The sequence below is a fragment of the Treponema sp. R80B11-R83G3 genome (assembly GCF_054786115.1).
Window position 1 is genome coordinate 14379 of sequence record NZ_BDHF01000017.1, and the last position, 21521, is coordinate 35899.

23 protein-coding genes are annotated in these 21521 nt (G+C 45.5%); 17 read left to right on the plus strand and 6 right to left on the minus strand.

Features of this window, described 5'->3' with window-relative positions; genetic code table 11:
• Positions 1–2: 2 nt before the first annotated feature.
• The 17 genes from ACYVRH_RS04275 (at position 3) to ACYVRH_RS04355 (ending at position 15155) form a co-directional block, all read left to right on the plus strand.
• Positions 3–944 carry a tyrosine-type recombinase/integrase gene (locus ACYVRH_RS04275; RefSeq protein WP_461255688.1) on the plus strand — a complete coding sequence of 314 codons (942 nt, stop codon included), beginning with the start codon at positions 3–5 and terminating at the stop codon, positions 942–944.
• The gene (hslV, locus tag ACYVRH_RS04280; RefSeq protein WP_461255689.1) at positions 937–1476 is read left to right on the plus strand and encodes an ATP-dependent protease subunit HslV; all 540 of its coding nucleotides are present in this window, start codon (positions 937–939) and stop codon (positions 1474–1476) included. Before ACYVRH_RS04275 ends, hslV begins: the two co-directional genes overlap by 8 nt.
• Complete coding sequence (gene hslU, locus ACYVRH_RS04285; RefSeq protein WP_461255690.1) at positions 1473–3023, plus strand: ATP-dependent protease ATPase subunit HslU; 1551 nt, start codon at positions 1473–1475, stop codon at positions 3021–3023. The genes hslV and hslU overlap by 4 nt, the downstream gene beginning before the upstream one ends.
• Before the next feature lie 58 nt (positions 3024–3081).
• On the plus strand, positions 3082–3495 hold the full coding sequence (gene flgB / locus ACYVRH_RS04290; RefSeq protein ID WP_461255691.1) for a flagellar basal body rod protein FlgB: 414 nt from the start codon (positions 3082–3084) through the stop codon (positions 3493–3495).
• A gap of 11 nt (positions 3496–3506) precedes the next feature.
• Positions 3507–3968 carry a flagellar basal body rod protein FlgC gene (flgC, locus tag ACYVRH_RS04295; protein WP_461255692.1) on the plus strand — a complete coding sequence of 154 codons (462 nt, stop codon included), beginning with the start codon at positions 3507–3509 and terminating at the stop codon, positions 3966–3968.
• Positions 3969–3989: 21 nt separating this feature from the next.
• Positions 3990–4385, plus strand: a complete 396-nt coding sequence (locus tag ACYVRH_RS04300; protein WP_461255693.1) for a flagellar hook-basal body complex protein FliE — start codon at positions 3990–3992, stop codon at positions 4383–4385.
• 21 nt (positions 4386–4406) lie between these two features.
• Positions 4407–6113, plus strand: coding sequence for a flagellar basal-body MS-ring/collar protein FliF (gene fliF, locus ACYVRH_RS04305; protein ID WP_461255694.1), 1707 nt, complete (start codon positions 4407–4409; stop codon positions 6111–6113).
• A 3-nt stretch (positions 6114–6116) separates the two neighbouring features.
• Positions 6117–7178: a flagellar motor switch protein FliG gene (fliG, locus tag ACYVRH_RS04310; protein ID WP_461255695.1), complete on the plus strand. Its 1062-nt coding sequence runs from the start codon at positions 6117–6119 to the stop codon at positions 7176–7178.
• 27 nt (positions 7179–7205) lie between these two features.
• Positions 7206–8465: a flagellar assembly protein FliH gene (gene fliH, locus ACYVRH_RS04315; protein WP_461255696.1), complete on the plus strand. Its 1260-nt coding sequence runs from the start codon at positions 7206–7208 to the stop codon at positions 8463–8465.
• Positions 8466–8500: 35 nt separating this feature from the next.
• Positions 8501–10021: a FliI/YscN family ATPase gene (locus ACYVRH_RS04320; RefSeq protein WP_461255697.1), complete on the plus strand. Its 1521-nt coding sequence runs from the start codon at positions 8501–8503 to the stop codon at positions 10019–10021.
• Entirely contained in the window at positions 10021–10446 is a 426-nt protein-coding gene (gene fliJ / locus ACYVRH_RS04325) for a flagellar export protein FliJ (protein ID WP_461255698.1), read from the plus strand. Before ACYVRH_RS04320 ends, fliJ begins: the two co-directional genes overlap by 1 nt.
• Positions 10447–10658: 212 nt before the next feature.
• Complete coding sequence (locus ACYVRH_RS04330) at positions 10659–11339, plus strand: ThuA domain-containing protein (protein WP_461255699.1); 681 nt, start codon at positions 10659–10661, stop codon at positions 11337–11339.
• A 10-nt stretch (positions 11340–11349) separates the two neighbouring features.
• Positions 11350–12072 carry an SDR family NAD(P)-dependent oxidoreductase gene (locus tag ACYVRH_RS04335; RefSeq protein ID WP_461255700.1) on the plus strand — a complete coding sequence of 241 codons (723 nt, stop codon included), beginning with the start codon at positions 11350–11352 and terminating at the stop codon, positions 12070–12072.
• A gap of 9 nt (positions 12073–12081) precedes the next feature.
• On the plus strand, positions 12082–12738 hold the full coding sequence (locus ACYVRH_RS04340; protein ID WP_461255701.1) for a Rossmann-fold NAD(P)-binding domain-containing protein: 657 nt from the start codon (positions 12082–12084) through the stop codon (positions 12736–12738).
• A gap of 112 nt (positions 12739–12850) precedes the next feature.
• Positions 12851–13774, plus strand: a complete 924-nt coding sequence (locus ACYVRH_RS04345) for a diacylglycerol/lipid kinase family protein (RefSeq protein WP_461255702.1) — start codon at positions 12851–12853, stop codon at positions 13772–13774.
• Positions 13775–13808: 34 nt separating this feature from the next.
• Complete coding sequence (locus tag ACYVRH_RS04350; protein ID WP_461255703.1) at positions 13809–14447, plus strand: lysophospholipid acyltransferase family protein; 639 nt, start codon at positions 13809–13811, stop codon at positions 14445–14447.
• A gap of 3 nt (positions 14448–14450) precedes the next feature.
• Positions 14451–15155 (plus strand): HAD family hydrolase, encoded by a 705-nt coding sequence (locus ACYVRH_RS04355; RefSeq protein WP_461255704.1) that lies wholly within the window; start codon positions 14451–14453, stop codon positions 15153–15155.
• Positions 15156–15193: 38 nt separating this feature from the next.
• Here ACYVRH_RS04355 and ACYVRH_RS04360 read toward each other — a convergent pair whose 3' ends face one another.
• The 6 genes from ACYVRH_RS04360 to ACYVRH_RS04385 form a co-directional block, all read right to left on the minus strand.
• Positions 15194–17155 (minus strand): ABC-F family ATP-binding cassette domain-containing protein, encoded by a 1962-nt coding sequence (locus tag ACYVRH_RS04360; protein ID WP_461255705.1) that lies wholly within the window; start codon positions 17153–17155, stop codon positions 15194–15196.
• A 2-nt stretch (positions 17156–17157) separates the two neighbouring features.
• Entirely contained in the window at positions 17158–18402 is a 1245-nt protein-coding gene (locus ACYVRH_RS04365; RefSeq protein WP_461255706.1) for an SH3 domain-containing protein, read from the minus strand.
• Positions 18403–18484: 82 nt separating this feature from the next.
• A complete protein-coding gene (locus tag ACYVRH_RS04370; protein ID WP_461255707.1) occupies positions 18485–18757 on the minus strand; it encodes a co-chaperone GroES in 273 nt (90 codons plus the stop codon).
• A 164-nt stretch (positions 18758–18921) separates the two neighbouring features.
• Entirely contained in the window at positions 18922–20538 is a 1617-nt protein-coding gene (locus ACYVRH_RS04375) for a hypothetical protein (protein ID WP_461255708.1), read from the minus strand.
• Positions 20535–20978 carry a transcription antitermination factor NusB gene (gene nusB, locus ACYVRH_RS04380; protein WP_461255709.1) on the minus strand — a complete coding sequence of 148 codons (444 nt, stop codon included), beginning with the start codon at positions 20976–20978 and terminating at the stop codon, positions 20535–20537. Before nusB ends, ACYVRH_RS04375 begins: the two co-directional genes overlap by 4 nt.
• A 4-nt stretch (positions 20979–20982) precedes the next feature.
• A partial coding sequence (locus ACYVRH_RS04385; protein ID WP_461255710.1) for a peptidylprolyl isomerase occupies positions 20983–21521 on the minus strand: 539 nt, incomplete at its 5' end.

Here is a 21521-nt window from a genome sequence, read left to right on the forward strand (position 1 = left end):
TAATGAAAGAAGAAAAAAATGAGCGGAATATTGATTCTCAAATAGTCAATGAATTTTTATCTTATATGGAATCCGTAAAAGGATGCTCAGAAAGGACGGTGGAAGCTTACGGAAACGATCTTCTGCGTTATGCGAATTACTGCGCTAATCGCGGGATTGCCCCGGAAGAAGCGTCCCCCTATGAAGTGCAGAGTTTTATCGCGGAATTGACCGCTGAAAAAATGGCGGCGGCAAGCGTTAACCGCTGTCTTTCTACAATTCGCGGTTTTTACCGCTGGATGGCGCGTTTTGAAAAAAGGCCGGATAATCCCTGCCGCTCTTTGCGTAATATAAAGACTCCCGTAAGACTGCCGGATGTTCTATGGGAAGATGAAATGGCGGATTTTGCCGCTCTTCCCGAAACTACGGGTATTCTCTGGCCGGAAAGGGACAAGGCGCTTATTATGGCGATGTACTCAGGCGGTTTGCGCATATCGGAAGCGGTGTCGCTTTCCATGGCGAATATATCCGCCGATCTTGACGAGGCGAAAATAACGGGAAAGGGCGGAAAACAGCGTTATGTGTTTTTCAGCGATGAGGCGGTTGTGGCGATTCAGGAATATCTTCCGCAAAGGGCGGAGAGGTTGAAAATGGCTGGAATTGACGGGAAAAAAAGCGCTTTGTTTATCAGCAGAAAAGGACAGCCTATTTCCATTCCCGGAGTGCGCTGGATTATTTCGCGTTATGCGCTGCATTCCGGCATCGGGAAAAATATTCACCCGCACGCGCTTCGGCACAGTTTCGCGACCCATCTTGTAAATTCGGGATGCGACGTGCGCGTGGTTCAGGAAATGCTGGGACATTCAAACATTTCCACTACCCAGCGTTACACGCATGTTAATTTTGAAAAAATGAAGAAGGTGTATGCGGCGTCACATCCGCATTCCGGAGGACGGCATGGATGAAAAAATAAGGAGTACTACCGTAATAGCGGTAAGAAAAGACGGCAAGGTCGCTATGGCGGGAGACGGCCAGGTGACAATGGGAAATACGGTAATGAAAAACAACGCGCGTAAAGTGCGCCGCCTTATGGACGGGAAAGTGCTTTGCGGTTTTGCGGGGGCTACTGCGGACGCGTTTACCCTCTTTGACCGTTTTGAAGAAAAGTTAAAAGAATATTCAGGCGATCTCGCGAGAGCCGCAGTTGAATTGGCGAAAGACTGGCGTATGGACCGCACTTTAAGGCGGCTTGAAGCTCTTCTGCTTGTGGCGGATATATCTAAAATACTGTTAATATCAGGAACCGGTGACGTGATTGAACCCGCCGAAGACGCGCTTGCGATTGGCTCGGGGGGAAATTACGCTTATGCAGCCGCGCTTGCGTTTATGGAAGGAAGCCAATTTTCGGCTGCGGAAATAGCGGAAAAAAGTTTAAAAATTGCGGGTAACATCTGCATATATACAAATATGCAAATAACATTGGAGGAATTAGGATGATGGAAGACAAAAAGGAATACACTCCAAGGCAGATAGTGTCGGAATTGGACAAGTATATCGTGGGCCAGAAAAAAGCCAAAAGAGCCGTCGCTGTGGCGTTACGCAACCGCGTTAGAAGGTTAAAACTTGAACCAGAGATACGCGAAGATATCGCCCCTAAAAACATTTTAATGATTGGGCCGACGGGGGTTGGAAAAACGGAAATCGCCCGCCGTCTCGCGAAACTTGCGGGTTCCCCCTTTATTAAAGTGGAAGCCACAAAATATACTGAGGTGGGTTATGTCGGCAGGGATGTGGAGTCCATGATACGCGATTTAATGGCAGCCGGGTTTCAAATGGTAAAACAGGAGATGCAGGAGGCGGTTAAACAGGAAGCTGAAAAACGCGCTGAAGACGCTCTCTTGGATTTATTACTGCCTATTAGCGAGAAAAAACATAAAGAGAAAAAACCGCGCCCCGGTCCGATAATGAGGCCTATGGGCACTTTTCAAATTAACCCTGAAAATTCTAACAGCAGTATTATCGCTACAACGTTGCAGTTGGGGTTTCCCGCTTTTAAGAAAAATAAAGATACGCAGGATGATGAAAATAACGCAGGCGAGATGAAAGACGCGCAAGGGCAGGAAGAATCTGCGGAAGAAATAAAAGACGGCGAAAATGAAAGGTTTAAGGCGACTAGGGAGAAATTAAGGGTCATGCTTCGCGAAGGTCAACTTAATGACAGAACGGTCGAATTGACGGTAGGGCAAAGCCCGACTATCCCGGCTTTTGAAATGATGGGCGGCAGCATGGAAGACCTTGAAGCGAGCATTTCAGGAATCGCAGGAATGTTAGGCGGCGTTCAAAAGAAAAAAGTGGTAAGCGTTCCCAGGGCGATGGAAATATTAAGAGCCGAAGAAGCCGAAAAACTTGTAGACCGCGACAGGGTAAGCGATGAGGCGCGTCAGCGTGTGGAAGAAACCGGCATAATTTTTATAGACGAAATTGATAAAATCGCGGTTAAAGGCGACAGGGGCGGCGGCCCAGACGTTTCGCGCGAAGGCGTACAGCGCGACATTCTTCCCATTGTTGAAGGGGCGACTGTCAATACAAAGTGGGGGCCGGTCAATACTGATCACATTCTCTTTATCGCGGCTGGCGCTTTCAACGTAAGCAAGCCTTCGGACTTAATCCCCGAATTGCAGGGAAGATTCCCCCTGCGCGTAGAATTGGATTCCTTGGGCAAGGACGATTTCTTGCGCATTTTAACCGAGCCTAAAAACGCCCTTATCAAACAGTACACGGAATTGCTCGCGACTGAAAATGTCGGTCTGGTATTTACGCCGGAAGCTATCGAGCACCTTGCGGCCCTTGCCGCAGAGGTCAACTCTAAAATGGAAAATATCGGGGCAAGGCGGCTTCATACGATAATGGAGACTTTGCTGGAGGAGGTTTCCTTTGAAGCGTCCGATATTGCGCCCGCGAAAATTGACATAACTGTAGATTATGTCAACCAAAAACTGGCGGATATCGTCAAAGATCAGGATCTTGGCAGATATATCCTTTGATTAGACAGGTAAAGAGGGGGGGAAATTTTGCCGAAATTTGAATTGGGAGGAATGTTTTATGAACACATTCGCTAAAACTATCGATTTATTGCATCGCGGAATGGATGCAAGCGTCGTCCGCAGACAGGTCATTGCCAACAATTTGGCCAATGCCAATGTTCCAAATTTTAAGCGCACAAACGTCAATTTTGAAAGCGAGTTAAAACGGGCGCTCGATTCGGAAAGAAAAAGGCCGGCGCTGGAAATGACCGTGACGGATCCAAGGCATTTTCCAAACTACAAGGAAAAGGATTACCGTGATGTGCAAATTCGCCGCGTTTTGGACTACACAAGCACGTACAACAACAACGGGAACAATGTTGACCCTGAAAGGGAATTCATGCTTGCCACAAATAACCAGATGACTTACACGCTTTTTGCGCAGTCTGCGGCGTTTGAATTTAGCCAGATAAATAAAGTATTAAGAGGATAAGGAAGGATTAAATGGGAATTTTCAATTCGATAAATATTGCGGCGACGGGCTTGACGGCAAACAGGGTAAGACTTGACGTGATTGCCAATAATATGGCGAATATCAATACGACAAGAACGACCGAGGGCGGCCCTTTCAGGCGCAGCCGCGTAATTATGCGGCCTATGGTGGAAAGCCCGTACTGGCGTTCCCCGTTCCTGCCCAAATCTTTGGATAACGGAATGGGCAGGGGAGTGCGCGTCGCGGAAGTTCAACAGGATCGCTCAACTGAGCCGCGTTATGTTTACGATCCGACTCATCCCGACGCTATTCTTTCGGGTCCGCGAGAGGGTTATGTAGAAATGCCCAACGTGGACATTGTTACGGAAATGACGGATATGATTTCAGCTTCGCGCTCCTATGAGGCGAATGCCGCTATTATTGAAGGATCAAAATCCATGTTCCAAAGAGCTTTGGACATAGGGGCAAAATAGTTTTTTTAAGGGGAGGGACTTATGAAGATTTTTAATAACCAGGCTTTTATTACCGAGGCTGCCGCGAGGAATTATTCGGTAACGATGAACCGCACTCATGAAAAGCACATGCTGCCGCCTGACAGCCCGTATTTTGGAAACGGCCATAAAGCTTTGGCGCTTAGGGACGCGATAGGCGCACAGGGCGTTACAAGGGCTGGCGTTTTTGAAGACGCTATGCTTCAGGCGCTTGATAAAGTGTCGGGGGCGCAGTTAAACGTAAGCGCTCTGGAAAAGGAAGCGATGATCAACCCCGATTCGGTTGATATTCACGATATTACAATTGCCCAGGCCGAGGCTGGCATGGCTCTTGACATTACGCGAAATATTTTAAGCAGATTGGTTCAGAGCTGGAGAGATTTGATAAATACAAGATAATAAATATATTTGGGGGGGGAAATGAACGAGTTTTTCAAAAAATTATTAACTAAGGTTACGGCGTTATGGGCAGGATGGTCTTTACGGCAAAAGATCATAATTGCGGTAATAGCCGTTGTCATCATCGGTACGGTTATTACGCTATTTCGCGTTTCAGCCACGCCGGTTTTATCGGCCGTTATCAGCAGGCCGATCACCGATGAAAATTTGCTGAACAGGATAGTAAACCGCATTGAGATGGAAAATGTTAAAGTTACGGTTACTCCTGACAATGTCGTGCGGGTTGCGGACGATGAGACTGCGCGGCGCATGAGGGTAATTCTTCAGAGTGAGGATTTGCTTCCGTCAAAAATTGATCCTTGGGAGATCTTTGACAAAGAACGCTGGACAACTACCGACATGGATCGCAATGTCAGATTCCAACGCGCGCAGAAAGATATGATCGTCATTCATCTAAAGGCGATTGAAGGCATAGATAATGTCGAATTGAACATTGTGTGGCCGCAGGAAAAATTATTCTTAAATGATCAAAAACCCGCGACCGCAGGCCTTACAATTATACCGACTCCGGGAAGCGACATTACCAAAGACAGAAAAAAAATTGAAGGCATACAAAAACTTCTTAAATCCGCTATAGAAGGGCTGACGGATGAAAATATCACAATAACTGACAATTACGGGAACGTGCTTAACGATTTTGAAGGATTAAAAGATTTTGACAAACAAGCTCTTACTGAACGTCAGCAAAAATTTCTAATGACGCTGGAAAAAAAGTACAGGGGAGACATACTTACAGCCATTCAAAAAACATTTTCTGAAGACCGCGTAAGGGATCTTAACGTAAAATTTGAAATGGATATGTCCAAAAAATTCGTTGATACAGTAGAGAACTTCCCCGTTACATTTAAACCAAGGACGCCCGGACTTTCTTATGACGATTCAATTATAAAAGATTCACTTGTAAGATCAAGCAGCAAATCTGATACAAAATGGGAAGGCGTGGGATTTAACCCTGAAGGCCCAGCGGGAGTGGAAGGGCAGACCCCTCCCGCCTTTGAGGATATGGATAATTTATACGGAAAAATGAATCAAACGACGGAAGTTCTTAATTATGAGATTAACCAGCGCAAGTCGCAGGAAGAAAAAAGCCCGCAAATTGATCACGTATCAGTTTCCGTAAACATAGACGGGGAATGGAAAATAAAATATGACGCCAAAAGAAACCCAATAATCACGCCGGACGGAACCATTGAGAGGGAATATATTCCGGTTCCGGAAAAAGATTTACGCGATACCGAAGCGTTAATCCGCGACGCTATCCTTTATAACTCGGCAAGAGGCGATTCCGTTACGGTAAGAAATATTCCATTTGATCGCAAAGATCAATTTAAAAAGGAAGACGAGGCGTTTTTCAGGAAAAAACAAATGCAGCTTACAATAATTGTTTTTATAGCGGGTTTGACAATTATGTTATTTGGATTTATGCTGTTTAGGACGATCTCCCGCGAGATGGAAAGGCGTAAGAGGCTTGCCGAAGAAGAGCGGGCGCGCAGAGAACAGATGTTGCGGGAAAGCGCGATGGCTGAGGCGGAACAGGAAGGAGAGGATGTCTCAATCTCCACGGAAGAACGCACAAGGATGCAGTTGATGGAAAGCGCCATCAATTTGGCAAAGGAGCATCCGGAAGACGCCGCCCAGCTTATTAGAACGTGGATATTGGAGGAATAAACTATGGCAAAATCACCATTAACGCCCGGAGCTATCGTAGGCGGCAGTACCAAAAAGAAGAACGTAAAAGAATATTCAGGCAGGCAAAAAGCCGCTATATTTCTTGTAACAATAGGTTCGGAAATTTCCGCTGAAATATTTAAATTCCTGCGCGAAGATGAAATTGAAACTCTCACCTTTGAAATCGCAAGGCTTGAAACAATAGACGCGGAACAGAAAGACGCCATCCTTCAGGAATTCCAAGAACTGATGATGGCGAACCAGTTTATCTCCACAGGCGGCATCGACTACGCTAGGGAGCTTTTGGAAAAATCACTCGGAAGCCAAAAAGCGATTGACATTATCAACCGCTTAACGTCGAGCCTCCAGGTGCGCCCGTTCGACTTTATCCGCCGAACTGACCCGGCGCACCTTTTGAACTTTATTCAACAGGAACATCCGCAGACAATCGCCCTTATTCTGGCGTATTTGGAGCCGAACAAGGCTTCCATCATTCTGCAAAACCTGCCGCATGAAGTGCAGAGCGACGTGGCGCGGCGCATCGCGACAATGGACAGAACAAGCCCTGAAGTATTACGCGAAGTTGAGCGCGTACTTGAAAAGAAACTTTCATCGCTGTCAAGCGAAGACTACACCGCAGCGGGCGGCGTTGAGAGCATAGTAGAAATATTGAACCTTGTAGACCGCGCCTCAGAAAAGCAGATTATCGAAGCGTTGGAAGACGAAGACCCGGAACTTGCCGAAGAGATCAAGAAAAGAATGTTCGTATTCGAAGACATCGTTATGCTCGACGACCGCGCCATTCAAAAAGTTATGCGCGAAGTGGATTCGCAGGAACTCGCGAAAGCGCTTAAATCAGTCGATTCGGAAGTACAGGACAAGATATTCAAGAATATGTCAAAACGCGCGGCAAGCATGCTCAAAGAAGACATGGAGTACATGGGGCCGGTACGTTTGAAAGACGTTGAAGAAGCGCAGCAAAAGATAGTATCCATTATCCGCCATCTTGAGGATACCGGTGAAATCGTTGTAGCTAGAGCAGGTGAGGACGAGCTTGTCGTATAACGATATAAGGTATAAAGAGGTTAGCTTATGTTAAAGGCCGTTTTCAGACCGAATGAATTGGTAACGCTTCCTGAGAAGGTCGTTATTGATACTCCTACTTCCTATCCTGAAGTTACGCATTTGTCCACCCTAGAAGAAGACGTGGAAAGCCTTGAGACCGTTGAAGAATATACGGGACCTACTGCGGACGAGCTTCGGCGCGAAGCTGAATTGTTCAAATCAAGGTGGGAAGAAGAAAAGGGACGAATGATTTCTTCGGCAAAACAAGAAGCGGATAAAATTGTACAAGACGCGCAGAAAGCGGCCTTTGCGGAAGTTAAAAGGCAGACTGATGAGGCTCAAGTTTTAAAACAGCAAGCGGAAGAAGAAGCGGAGCGCATAATAGCGGACGCAAAGGTAAAGGCAAGTGAACATGAAGAGGAAGTAAGAAAATCTTTGGAGACGGAACGCAGGGAGGCGAAAGAACAGGGAAAGACTGAGGGCAAGGAAGACGGATATGCCGAAGGGAAAGCGGAAGTTGACCGCCTAATCGAGAGAACTCAGGTAGTGCTTGAACGCGCTCAGGACAAGAGGGCGGATATTTTAAGCGATACGGAAAAAGAAATTATATATTTGGTGCTTCTTATTACGCGGAAAGTTATCAAGGTTATATCTGAAAACCAGCGTGATGTGATAATTTCCAATGTAGTTGAAGCCCTGCGTAAAGTTAAAGCGAAAGGAAATATCACAATTAAGGTTAATCTTGCGGATTTGAAACTTGCCACCGAACACAAACAAGATTTTATAGCTCTTATGGAAGGCGTAAAAAACATAAATATAGTTGAAGACAGTTCCGTAGATAAGGGCGGTTGCGTAATAGAAACTGATTTTGGAGAGATTGACGCGCGAATAGCAAGCCAGCTTGCGGAGATAGAAAACAGGATACTGGAAATTTCCCCAATAAAAGCCACAAATGCCGATGGTTTGCCGTCTCCTGTAATAAGAGATGCTAGGCTTAATACGGAACTTGCCGCGTCTTCAGCGATAATGGACGCGCTTAATAAGTCAGAAAAAGAAAACGCGGCTTCTGCTCCTGATTCCGGTACCGCTTCAAATCCTGACTCCGCTTCCGATTCCGATTCTGAAGAACCTGAACTTTCTGCAGGCGCAAGCGCGGCTCTTACCGCGTCCGCCGCGTTAGCAGCCCTTGCGACAATGGCGACAAAAGGCAAGAGGGAAATAGACAAGAAATTAACAAGCGGGCTGGATCAATTTGCCAGAAGGAAAACTGATGGTTTGATTCCATAATAGTTTATGGAGTAAAGCTTGTGGAGGGGGGCCGCATGCGGACAAATACTGTTGAACAAAATATTTTTGAGAAATATCTTGAATGTGCGGATCGCACGGATCCGATAAAATGTATCGGTAAAGTAATAAAAGTAGAAGGATTATTAATAGAAAGCCACGGGCCGCAGGCTATTATAGGCGAGATATGCAGGATTATCGCTCCAAAAGGCAAGGGGGCAATTAAAGCCGAAGTTGTAGGGTTAAGATATGAAATTGTTCAGTTAATGGCCTATGAAGAAACGGACGGGATTGAAGTCGGCGACAGAGTGATTGCCCTCGGCAGCCGCCTGGAAGTGCCGGTTTCCGACAAACTTTTAGGGCGCGTTATTGACGCTCTTGGAAACCCTTTAGACAACAAGGGGGATATTGCGTCCGCTTGTTCGTATCCCGCGCTTGCAAGCCCTCCCGATCCGCTAAAAAGGCGGCGGATTACGGAGCGCATAACAACGGGAGTTCGCGCCATTGACGGTCTTCTTGCGGTTGGCAAGGGTCAAAGGCTGGGCATTTTTTCCGGTTCAGGAGTGGGAAAGTCCACTCTTCTTGGAATGATTGCGCGTAACACCTCCGCCGATATTAACGTAGTCGCCCTAATAGGGGAGCGCGGGCGGGAAGTGAACGATTTTATAGAATACGATCTTGGCCATGAAGGGCTTAAACGCAGCGTACTGATAGTCACTCCTTCCAATTCCCCCCCGCTTGCCCGTCTCCGCGGCGCTTATGTGGCGACCGCCGTCGCCGAATATTTTCGCGATCAGGGAAATGACGTTATGCTTTTGTTTGACTCCGTTACGCGATTTGCCCGCGCCATGAGGGAAATAGGGCTTGCCGCCGGCGAGCCTCCGGCGCAGAGGGGTTTTCCCCCCAGCATGTTTGATTCCATGCCGAAACTTCTTGAAAGGTCGGGCACTTCCGACAAAGGAAGCATAACAGGTTTTTATACCGTCCTTGTAGACGGCGATGATATGGACGAGCCTGTCGCTGATACCGTCCGTGGGATACTTGACGGGCATATCGTTCTTTCAAGGGATCTTGCCCACGCTTATCATTACCCGGCTATTGACATATTGCCGAGCATTTCCCGTCTATCGCCTAAAGTATCAGGGCCGGAAAGCAGAAGAGCCGCCGGCATTATCCGCAAAAATATGGCGTCTTACGCCGCCGCTGAAGACCTTATCAATGTGGGCGCCTATCATCAGGGTTCCAATCCCGAAATTGACGAAGCAATAGCAAAACACGGTCCCATAGAAGAATTTCTTATTCAGGAAGTGGACGAGCCTTCGTCTTTAGAAGAAACTCTTACGGCAATGTCAAAGATAACGGGCGTTCAAATCTCTCAGGATGAAATGACGGATACTAATAAGATGCTTGTAAAAATAGTAAGTCAAAAAATAAAAACTGATACGCCAAAAATAGCGGTAAAACCCGCTGATACGGAAGACGCAAGAATGGCGCTTAACAGCGTGGCCTCTTTATTTTCTTCACTGCCCGGAATGAATATTTTAAGCGATAACAACTGATGAAAAGATTTACTTTCAGGCTGGAAAAAGTTCTGCAATTAAGAAAATTTAAAGAAGACGAATGTAAGCTCGCACTTGGGCAAGCGATTAGTATTCTTAACAAAATAGAAAACGATATAAAAATTACGGCTGTAAAACACAGTAATGCCGCAGAGCAGCGTTTTAATGACGGGCAAAATATGGCCAGTTGGGACATTTACATTCTGCGTCTTGAACAGGAAGCGGAAAAACTTGCGAGGCAGGCGGCGCAGGCGGAACTTGTCGTAGAAGAAAAACGCGCCCTATATATAGAAGCGCAAAAAGATTTAAAAGCTATTGAAAAATTAAAAGAAAAACGTAAAAAAGAGTACCGCAAAGAAATGATGGATTTGCAGATGACGGAAATTGACGATATGACTGCGGCAAGGTATAAAAATGAGCAATGAAAAATGAGCAATTTTGTTGTTTGCAGGCGCGGTCTTTTGACAAGCCGCTATGCTTGCTACCTTCGCTCATTGTTCATTGCTAATTGCTCATTGTTCATTGCTAATTGCTCATTGTTCATTGCTAATTGCTCATTGCTAATTGCTAATTGCTAATTAGTTCCCTTTTCTACTTATATATTCTATAATAAGAACATACTAAGGAGAAACCAACTATGCGCGTATTATTGCTATGTGATGACTATTGGCATCCGGCCAAAATACTCATTGACGGCGTTGTCCCTCTTGCTGCCCAAGGCTTTCAATTCGACATAATCACCAATGCGAAGGATTTTGCGCCGGATACGCTTTCAAATTACCCTGTCGTCTTTCTGGCTAAGAGCGATGAGGTCAGCCATGAAGACAAGACAAGTTGGAAAACAGAAGCGGTACAGATGGCTTTTATCGCTTATGTGGAAAACGGCGGCGGATTGCTTGTCGCGCATAGCGGTATTGTTGCAGGCGGGCAAACGGAAGCGCTCGACAGTCTGATTGGCTGCCGCTTTGTTTATCACCCTAACGCCTGTCCTGTTACAGTCCAGCCAATTAAAACTCATCCCGTTACTGAAGGCGTAGGGATGTTTTGTGAAACTGACGAACATTACCGCCTTGAAAATCTTGCGCAGGATGCGGACATTTTAATAGCGTCTTATTCGCCGCCGCAGGGGGAAGAGGGTAAATATCAGGAGGATCCGTATAACAATACGCCTGCATGGATATGTCCTGCGGGCTATGTTCGCGCGCAGGGTAAAGGACGGATATGTGTCTTAACACCGGGACATCTTTTGCCTGTATGGCTCAATCCCCAATACCGGCGGACGGTTGCTAACGCGTTAAAATGGTGCGGCGGTCAATAGCGGGCGTGATATGCAAAGTGTGTTTATAACCGGCGCGGACAGGGGATTAGGTCTTTCGCTGTGCAAAGAATTTTTGAAACGTGAGTGGATAGTCTTTGCCGGAAAGTTTCTGGATGACTATTCCCTGTTGGAGGATGCCGCTGAAAAAAATCCCAATCTGCATATCGTCAAACTTGACGTGGGTAACGCGGACAGTATAGCCGCCGCAAAGGATAACTTGCTAAAGGTAACTGATTCCCTTGATATGCTAATCTCCAATGCTGCGTTAATGGATTATGTTAAATGCAATCTGTATGAGTCGCCAATGGATCTTGAGTCGGCGTGGAAATTGTTTCAGGTCAATGCGCTTGGACCTGTTCTTCTTGTAGAAAGACTTTTGCCGCTTCTGGATCGGGGCGTGATGAAACGGCTCTGCTTTGTATCAAGCGAGGTGTCATGCATTACGCTGATGAAACATCGCGGCGACAGCTCGTACCCGTATCCCATGAGTAAAGCGTCCCTCAATATGGGGGTGCGCATGCTGCATAACCAGTTGTATTCGCAGGGCTACACTTTCCGCCTCTTTCATCCCGGTTGGATGAAGCGGCGTATGAAAGACGGTTCGCTTTCCAGAGAGGCGCTCTATGATCCTGATTATATAGGCGGCATAGGGGCAAAATACTTCGAGACGCCGCTGTACGATGAACATCGGCTTGTGATGGTAGATTATTCCGGCTATGAATGGCCGTTTTGAGGCAGTGATATGGAAAAGACCGCGCTTGTTACCTGTTTGGATACGCTATTTGATGAAACGCTGGCGGCAATATTCGCCCGTGAAGGATTACAAGTGTTCGCTATTGGCAATAAGCCAATAGAAAACGTTACGCTATTACCCGCAGACCTATACGAAGCTGCGGCAACACTCAAAGAGAAAACCGGCAAACTCGACTTCCTTCTTGACGCCACTGATTCCCTCTCTCCAAAAGACACCTTCACGGTACGGGACGGCATAGACGTAAAAGTGATAGAGCAGGCGTACCGTCAAAACGTGCTTGTCAGCATGGCTATTCTGGAGGCATTTCTGCCCTTACTTGACCAGGGCGAAGGCAAACGCCTCTTTTATCTATCCCGCGCTGACGCGACTATTAATGAAACCCGCCGTATAGATCATTTCGCCTATAATATGAGCAAAGCGGCCCTTCATCAATTTATACAGATGACCCGTAACAAACTTGCCGAAAAAGGATACACCTTCCGCGTATTCGACCCAATGACCGGAGAAGTCCCGCCCGAAGCGTCTGCTGAAAGCGCGTATAACTACATTACCCGAAGACGAGGCACAGAAAACCACGATCCCCGAAGAGATGACGAAGAAAACCTAGTCATCCGCGACGCCCAAGGACGACAACATTCATGGTAAATAGTAAATAGATATGTAGGATTAAGAGGTCTTTCTTAATCCCCACTCCCTACTCCCCATTCCCCTATTATACACTATTTACTATCTCCTCTAAATATGTTATAATTCCCCTATGGCACAGTTTGGAAAACTTTGGGTTATTTTGAACCCTACGGCGGGGAAGGGGAAAGCTGAAAAACAGCGCCCCAAAATCGAGCGTTTTCTTCGTGAAAGCGGACGTGATTTTGAGATATTAATTACAACGGGAATCGGCGACGCGCTGAATATGGCGCGTGATTTAAAGATAGGCGCGGACGATATAACTGTCGCCGCAGGCGGTGACGGAACCTGCAATGAAGTTATAAACGGTTTGTTAAGGCGCAATGCGGGTACTCCCCCTGTTTTTGGAATACTCCCCATCGGGCGCGGTAACGATTTTTCCGCTACGCCGGCAATACCGCAGGATGTCGAAAAAGCCCTTCAATTGCTGATAACGGGAAACGCCAAGTCCATGGACGCGGGTTTTGTAAAAGGCGGCTTTTTCCCTGACGGACGCTATTTTATCAACGGAATTGGAATCGGTTTTGACACAAAGGTCGGCTTTGAGGCGGCAAAATTAAAAATAAAAAGCGGCATTTCCTATGCTGTCGGCGCCCTTATTACCGTTATCCGTTACGAGCCTTCGCCTGTTATACAGATTAAATTTGATGATAAAGAAGTAACGCTTCCGGCGGTACTTGTTTCTGTCGTAAACGGAAGGCGCATGGGAGGAAGTTTCTACATGGGGCCTAACGCCCTTCTTGATGACGGGCTTTTAGACATCTGTTATGTTGAGCATCAGAAATCAAGATTTGATCTTCTTAAAATAATTTCCCATTATACAAAAGGTACCCAAGGCGGATGTAAGGGAGTAAATTTCGGCAGAGGATCGCGTTTCCATTTAAAGGCGCTTGAAGGGGGAATGGCGGCGCACTGCGATGGAGAGACTGTCTGTTACGAAGGTAAGGAATTGGAGATAACCTGCATCCCCGGCGCCCTGCGTCTTATTGGAAGGTAACATGGGCTTTCGAAGATTCGCTGTAAGTTATTTCATGAAAGGCATATTAAGCGTTATCTGTAAAATTGACTGCAAGGAATTTATCGAAGCGTTAAAAAAAAACGAGCCTATGCTGGTTATTTTTAACCATATTAATTTTCTGGAAGTCCCTATTCTTGTAACTCACAGTTATCCCCTTTATGTGTCCGGGCTTGTTAAATCCGAAACATGGGATAACCCGATAATGTCATTTATTTTTAACACTTACAAAGCTATTCCGATTGACAGAAAAGGAGCGTTTAGCGAGTCTTTTAAGAAGGTATTGGAAGCGATAAAAGAAGGGTATTATATGTGTATCGCGCCTGAAGGAACAAGAAGCAAGGACGGCGTATTGGGAAAAGGAAAACCCGGAATTATTCAACTTGCGCTTGAGGCGGGAGTGCCGATTCTTCCGGTTGCCCATTTTGGCGGCGAGAACGTATGGAAAAACATACGCCGCTTTAAAAGAACTCCGTTTTGTTTTAAGGCCGGCCGTCCTTTCCGCATAAAATGTGAAAGCATGCCCGGAAAAGAAGAACGTGAAAAAGTAATGGCGGAAGTTATGTCCCAGATGGCGCGTCTTCTGCCTGAATGGATGCGCGGTGAATATGCGCGGTATGCGTATAACGATTGTCAATATTTGGAATTTATATAAGCGATGGCAAACGAAAATTTTAACGCTGTCTCTTCGGCGCGAGTGCATATATTTGACGTTGATCACACGGTTGTAAGAAAGACAAGCACGGAATATTTTGTGCAAATGGCGTTAAAAGAAAAAGTTATACGCTATTCGCAGATAAGCCATCTTCTTATCGACTGGGTAAAGTACAAACTTGCGTTCCCGAATAATGACTTTATCGAGAACACCGTAAAAAAATTGGCGGGCATAGAAAAAGACGTTCTTGAGAGCGTTTCCGACTCCTGTTTTAAAAAACGGATTAAACCGAATATTTATACAGGCGCAAAAAGTATTATAGAAGAGGCGCTTAAAAACGGGGAAAAAGTAATTTTTGCCACATCTTCATTTGATTTTATCATAAAGCCGTTAGAGCAATTTTTTGGAATAGAAGGTTCCGTCGCGTGCAAATTGGAGTATTCGCAGGGAAAGACGACGGGTAATCTTGTTGGGTACAGTTCTTTTGGCCCCAAAAAGAAAACAGCCGCCGTTGAATGGATGGAGAGTAACGCCGTTAATCCGCAGAATGTCAGTTTTTATACAGACTCATACACAGACCTTCCCCTTTTAGAGCACTGCGGAAATCCCGTGGCGGTAAACCCCGACGGTATTCTTGAGCGTAAGGCGAAAAAACGCGGGTGGAGGATATTGCGGTTTAAGGATGTGTTGGGGGAGTGCAGTGGATAGCAAGTCTTGTAAGTAAGATAATCTTACAAACAACAAAACTAACCGCTGCCCGCTTCTTTACTAATCTTTTCCCATTCGCAAGTTTTAGCCTCAATATTAGCGGCGCAAACATCAAGCTTTAACTTAACAGCTCTTGCTTTCTCCCCGTTTGAATAAACGTCAGGACGCGCAAGCTCCGTATCCAGCCTTGCCTTTTCTTTTTCAAGCTCTTCCAGCGCTTTAATAATTTCCGCTTCCTGTCTTTCCAACTTGCGGACTTTAGCCTGCCTCTGTTTATCCAAAACCCTTCTTTCAATATTTGAAACATCACGGGAAATGTCATCTAAAGGAATACTGGTTTTCAACGTATATTGAGCGTCATTTTTATATAAAGCGTTTGTTTTAGAGTCCAAATAATAAGCGTAATTGCCGTAAAACAACTTTGCCTTAGCCGGAGCGTTATCCGTTCCGGGTACAAGCTCAAGCGTCTTTGTAGAAAGCTCTTCCATAAAAGCCCTGTCATGGGAAACAAAAATAACAGTTCCCGCGAATTTTTTTAAAGCGTCCAGTAATATATCCTTTGAATACAAATCAAGGTGGTTTGTCGGCTCGTCAAGAACAAGCAAATTCATCGGCTTTAAAAACATTTTTAACAGCGCGAGGCGGCTTTTTTCCCCCCCGCTTAAAACCGATACGCTTTTGTATACGTCGTCCCCCCTGAATAAAAATGTGCCTAACATATCGCGTAATTTTGGGACAAGCGCAAAAGGCGCCTCTTCTTCCATAAACTCCAGTATTGATAAATTAGAGTCCATCGCCTCCGCCGCGTCCTGGGAGAAGTATCCCGTCTTTATGCCGGTTCCAAGTTTTACGCTTCCGGTAAAATCAACATCCGCGCCCGCTATTATCCGCAATAGGGTAGTCTTGCCCGCGCCGTTTGGCCCTGCTACCACAAGCCGCTCTCCTGAGTCAAGGCATAAATCAAGCGCGGATAATACCGGATGTTTCCCGTAACTTTTCCCGACCCCCTCAAGAGTGAGGGCGACATTAGGCGAATGCGGCGGAGGCGGAAAACTGATTTCAATCTTCTTGAATGATTCCGGTATTTCAACGCGTTCCATTTTTTCAAGACGTTTTATCAGTTCTTGCGCGAATGCCGCTTTTGTCGCCTTGTAACGGAAACGGCGGATAAGCGCTTCTGTTTTTTCAATTTCTTCCTGCTGTTCATTGTAACGCTTTAAAAGAGTCGCAAGTTCTATCTTGCGCGTTTTTTCATAAGCGCTGTAATTTCCCGCGTATCGTTTTAAATTTCCGTTATAAAGTTCATAAACCTCATTTACGCAGGTATCAAGGAAATATCTGTCATGTGAAACTAAAAGATACCCCCCTTTAAAATCATTAAGCCAACTCTCAAGCCATGACCTTGCTTCTATATCAAGATAATTAGTCGGTTCGTCCAAAAGCAGAATATCCGGTTTTTCCAAAAGAATCTTAGCGAGCGCGATACGCATCTGCCACCCCCCAGAAAACTCCCCCGTGTCACGGTTAATATCTTTAACTGAAAACCCAAGTCCCGATAAAACAGACGCTATTTCCCCTTCACGCCTATAATAGCCGGTCTCTTCAATCTGTTCCTGTAAATTGTGATGCTCTTCTATCAAGACTTGAGTAGCCGCCCCATCGTTTTTTGCTTTCTCAAGAAGCTCCCCGGTATTTTCCATTTTTTCAATCAACGCATGGACAAACCCATAAGCGGTTTCAACTTCATCCCTAAGACATTTCCCATGATGAACAATCCCCGACTGCGGCAAATAAGAGATGCGTGAATCCTTTTGAACCGCGCATTCTCCCGAATCGGCGGCTAACTTCCCGGCGATAATTTTCATCAACGTAGATTTACCGCTTCCATTAGCCCCAGTCAGACATGATTTAGAGCCTGAGGCAAGCCGCAATGATACATCCTTGAGAATATCCCTGTCGCCAAAACTAAGGCTGACGCGGGAAAATTGCACAAACGCCATTTTTAAAGAGGAGAGTCTTTGAAGAAATACAAAACCACAGGGGATGGCGCTCTTCGCATAACGGTAATATCTTCTATCCCGTAATCAGGCACGACTTCGAGCCGCAACCCCTGGTTATCAAGAGCGTATAAAAAATAGACGGTGTTCTTTTGCCTGACATCAGTAAAGCGCAAAGTAAAAGCCCCGTTATAACGATCTTCATAAGACGGCGAAATAAACAGATCCATACTGATCCGTCCGCCGCCTTTAGTTTCCTGCGGAATAACCTGCGGAACAAGAAGCTCATATCCCTTCCACGAGAAATCGCCCGTCTTCATCAAAGTAATAGTTCCGTAATTATTACTGGTAAACACGGGCCCCTGATTATAAATCGCCAAGTACTGAGTTTCACGCCGCGCGTTCTCCTGAATAATTATATCTTCCACCTTTGTAGGAAGCGCGGAAAATAATAGGGTACGCTTTGTACCTGAGTTTTCCATAAATTGCACAGCCAGTGTAGTATTATTCCTCAGTACCATTTGAAGGTTAGTCCCCTCAAAACTCCACGCTTTCTCGCCTTCAGAATTAATTCTTTGGTATGTAAACTGCCTTTCCAAATCCGGCAAAATAATCCTAGCGACGCCCGTTTCCTGTCCCGGATCAAAACGGTAATTCTTTTCCAGCATCTGAATATTAATACGCTTTGAATTGATCATTTGCAAATAAATTTCGGAAGACCATGTTTTTGACAAGACTACATCAAGTTCGGGATCAGGCGTATCCCTTTTAACCGTCCCAGATTGTTGGACGGAATTTTCATTTTGATTGAATATCTTTAACCTGTAAGAAAAGCAATACCCGCTTACTCCGTCATTAGTAAGCACCTTGTACCATTCGCCCGGCAACGGATCGCCCGTAGTACTGATAGGAGGAGTGCCATTCGCTACGCCTAGCACCTTAACAACTTCTCCAAGCCGCAGACGGTACACGCGCTTTGCGTTATTGTCGGTATTATCCCTGATTGGAAGCCCGTCCTGTAAATTCTCGGCGTACATCATAGCGTATGGAGCGAAATTATCGGCCCATTTTCGCGCTTTCCTTTTGCTCCCGATAAATTCAAGCTGTGTAAGCGGAATTTCTATTTTGTTGTCATTCTGCGGTATTGATTTTTCAGGCATTCCCACCACCCACTTTTTCTCGATATTCGATTTGATATAAACGGGCAGAATAACGCCTGAATCAACAGGCGGATCGTCAATAGACCACAACAAAACCCCATAACCCAGCTTTGAACAAGAAGAAAGCACCAGTATGGAAAAAAGAGTAAGTAAAACTAATAAACGGTTTAATTTATTCAACTACTGCAATAATATCAGCCATTTTCAGGATCAAGTGTTCAACACCGTCAATTTTAACCTGTGTACCGGCATATTTATCGTACATTACTTTGTCGCCGTTTTTAACCGTGATTTTTTCTTTTTCAGTGCCTGGTCCAACCGCTACTATGGTGCCTTGTTGGGTTTTCTCCTGCGCCGTATCGGGAATAATGATTCCCCCCGCTGTTTTTGCCTCATTTTTCTCGAGTTTGACCATAACCCGGTCTCCTAAGGGAATAACTTTCATCTTTTTCCTCCGTTTAAATGTATTTATTGGGTACTATAATACAAAAAACAGATTTTCTCGTCAAGTCTACGCATTAAAAGAATTCTCACCACGAACCACACGAACAACAACAAAATATGGGACTAAAAGTTCGTGATGTTCGTGTGGTTCGTGGTAAATTCTTTTTATAAGCCTCTATCCAATTCAAGGCTGGCGGTCAAATTATCGGGGTCTAGTTCTAGGGCGTATAGAAGGGCTTGACGCGCGTCCGCTTGCCGTTTTAAAGCGGTAAAGCATCTTGCGATGTGTATTTGTATTCGGGCGGCGGATTTGTTGTCTTGCAGGTTTTCCGCCGCCAATTTGTATTGTTCAAGGGCGCGGCCAAAGGTACGCGTTGATTCCAAGACAAGAGCGTAATTAGCGAAATCATACCAATCAGGTTCCTGAAAAAGTAATGGGCGCAGGAGTTCTTCCGCCGCGTCAAGTTTTCCTTCTACCATATAATATAAGGCTTTGTAAACATCAACCCACTTTTCATTAATCTGAAGCTGATCCATGCGGTTAAGAAGAATCAACGCCTCATCATAACTGCGTTGGAAAAAGAAAAGGCGGCATACCCATTGGTAGAGGTCTTTGTTTTTTTCATGTCGATCCAATAGAAGCCATGATTGGGCGATTTGAAAGCCGGGATTTTGTCCCTGCACGATGCGTTTGCAAATTTCAAGATCGATGTAAGGGTAATCATTCGGGGAAAAACTTTTATTGCCTCTTAACAGCGTAAGCGCCTTCGCGTTGTCAAACAGGCGGCTGTAACGGATAAGCCCGAATTGACGGCTGTCTGAATTAGATAAAACTTCAAGATTTACAAGTTTATCCAAAAAATCCGCAGCCAACCCTAAGTCCTCTGAAGTTACGGCAAGGTTGTAAAGGCTTATTTCATTTTGAATGTTTGCCAATATTAGCCAGATTGCCATTGCGTTTTGCGGAAACCCCGCAAGGTACAGCGCGTCAGCCTGTCGGAGCATAGCATCGTTGGTATTTAAAGAAGCGAACAGTTCCGCGCTTCGCAGAAGATCTCCAAAATCGTAATTGTACTCCGCGGCAAAACGTACCGCCTGTAATGAAGGCTCACTGTTCAGCAGGGTCTGTATATCAGAGGCGGCCCCGTGGTAATCGCCGCGAAGCGCTTTTAAAATTGCCAAATTAACGGCGGCTGATTCAGTCCCGCCAGCGTAAAGATTTGCAGGTAACGCATTGGCTTTTTGCGGGGAATTAAAGTCTCCAAGAAGCACATATAAAGAGAGCCGCAGATCGTTAAAAGAGGGTTCTATTATAAACGGAAGCCAATCTCTAAGCTGACTCTCAATTTCCCTTGTGACGGCTGAATTTTTAACAAGAGAGGCCGCCGCGATTGCGATAACAGGCTCCGATTTGGGATACGCTTTTAGCGCTTTATTTATGGAAGAGCGGTAAATTTCTTCAGACGGCGTATGATTTTTAGCGAGAATCCTCCGCCGTTTCAGGATAGAAAGCCACGATTCAACGCTGATTGCCTTTTTTTCCAGCCTGTCAAGCTCGTGATGAAGGCGGTCGTACTCTCTTTGCGTCCCGAAAAATTCGCTTGCAGCCGCGTCATAATCGCGCAGGATGCTCGAGAAACTGTCCTGCTTGCGGCTGCCATTCCAAACGCTTCTTTCGCTGAAATAAAAGAAAATTAACGCGCCTAACGCTATAATTAAAAGTATTAAGCCCGCAAGCAGAGTTACCCATAAATGTCTGTGATTGCCGCGTGTTTCGCTCATAATTGTTTCTCAGGCTGGGAATTTTCCCCAAGCGTTATGCGAATACTGTCAAGAACGCCATTTACAAATTTGTAGGAATCGTCCGAACCGTATTCCATGCAAATGCCTATGGCTTCGTCTATGACAATGGAAGGCGATATGTCTTTTTGGAACATTAACGTATAAACGGACATCCGCAATATAGCGAGGTCTACGCGGTTAAGGCGCGTTATATCCCAATTTTGCAAATGTTTTTTGATCATCTCATCAATAACTTTGATATTCTCAATCGCGCCGGCGATTAACATTCTGGAGAAAACTGCCATTCCTTCGTCAAGGGACTTTATTTTTTTTTCATCAAGCCATGCGAAAGTTGTAAGTTCTTCAATGGGGACTCTGTTGGATTCCCACGAATAAAGGGCTTGAAACGCTAAAATACGGCTCTTCCGCCTGGATGCCATTTTTCTACCAATTTATATTATTTTCAAATATCTGGAATGTTTTACCCGTTCTTAATTCCTTTACTATCTCTTCGCTCGCCTGTTTATAAGCGGCCTGCTGTCTTTGACTTAACAGTCCCTGCCCAATAACATCCCTTACTGTTATTCTTGTTCCAAATTGTAAAACGTCAGTTAACTCAAGCTGTTTCACCGCGTAATTCTCCGTCCCCTTGATAATTTGATAAGCGTCTTTGCCTTCGATTAACTTTGACACTTGAGCCTGTTTTAAACTGAAAGCAATATCCATGAAGGTTTGTCCTAAAAGGTTTCTTGCCTCATTATTTCTTGGAAGATAACCCGCGTCCCCCGCCATATAACCCGAGTTAGGAGTAACGCTCCTCTGGGCAACTTCATCAAATTTCGCGGGATCATTGTTTATTTCTTTTACAAGCGAGTCCGCGAGAGCTTTTGCCTTTGTTCTGGCGGCGGCATCAGCTCCATAAGGAATCTGTATCATGCTGCAGCGGATTGTTTCAGGACGCACAAGCTCGCTTTTTCGAATAC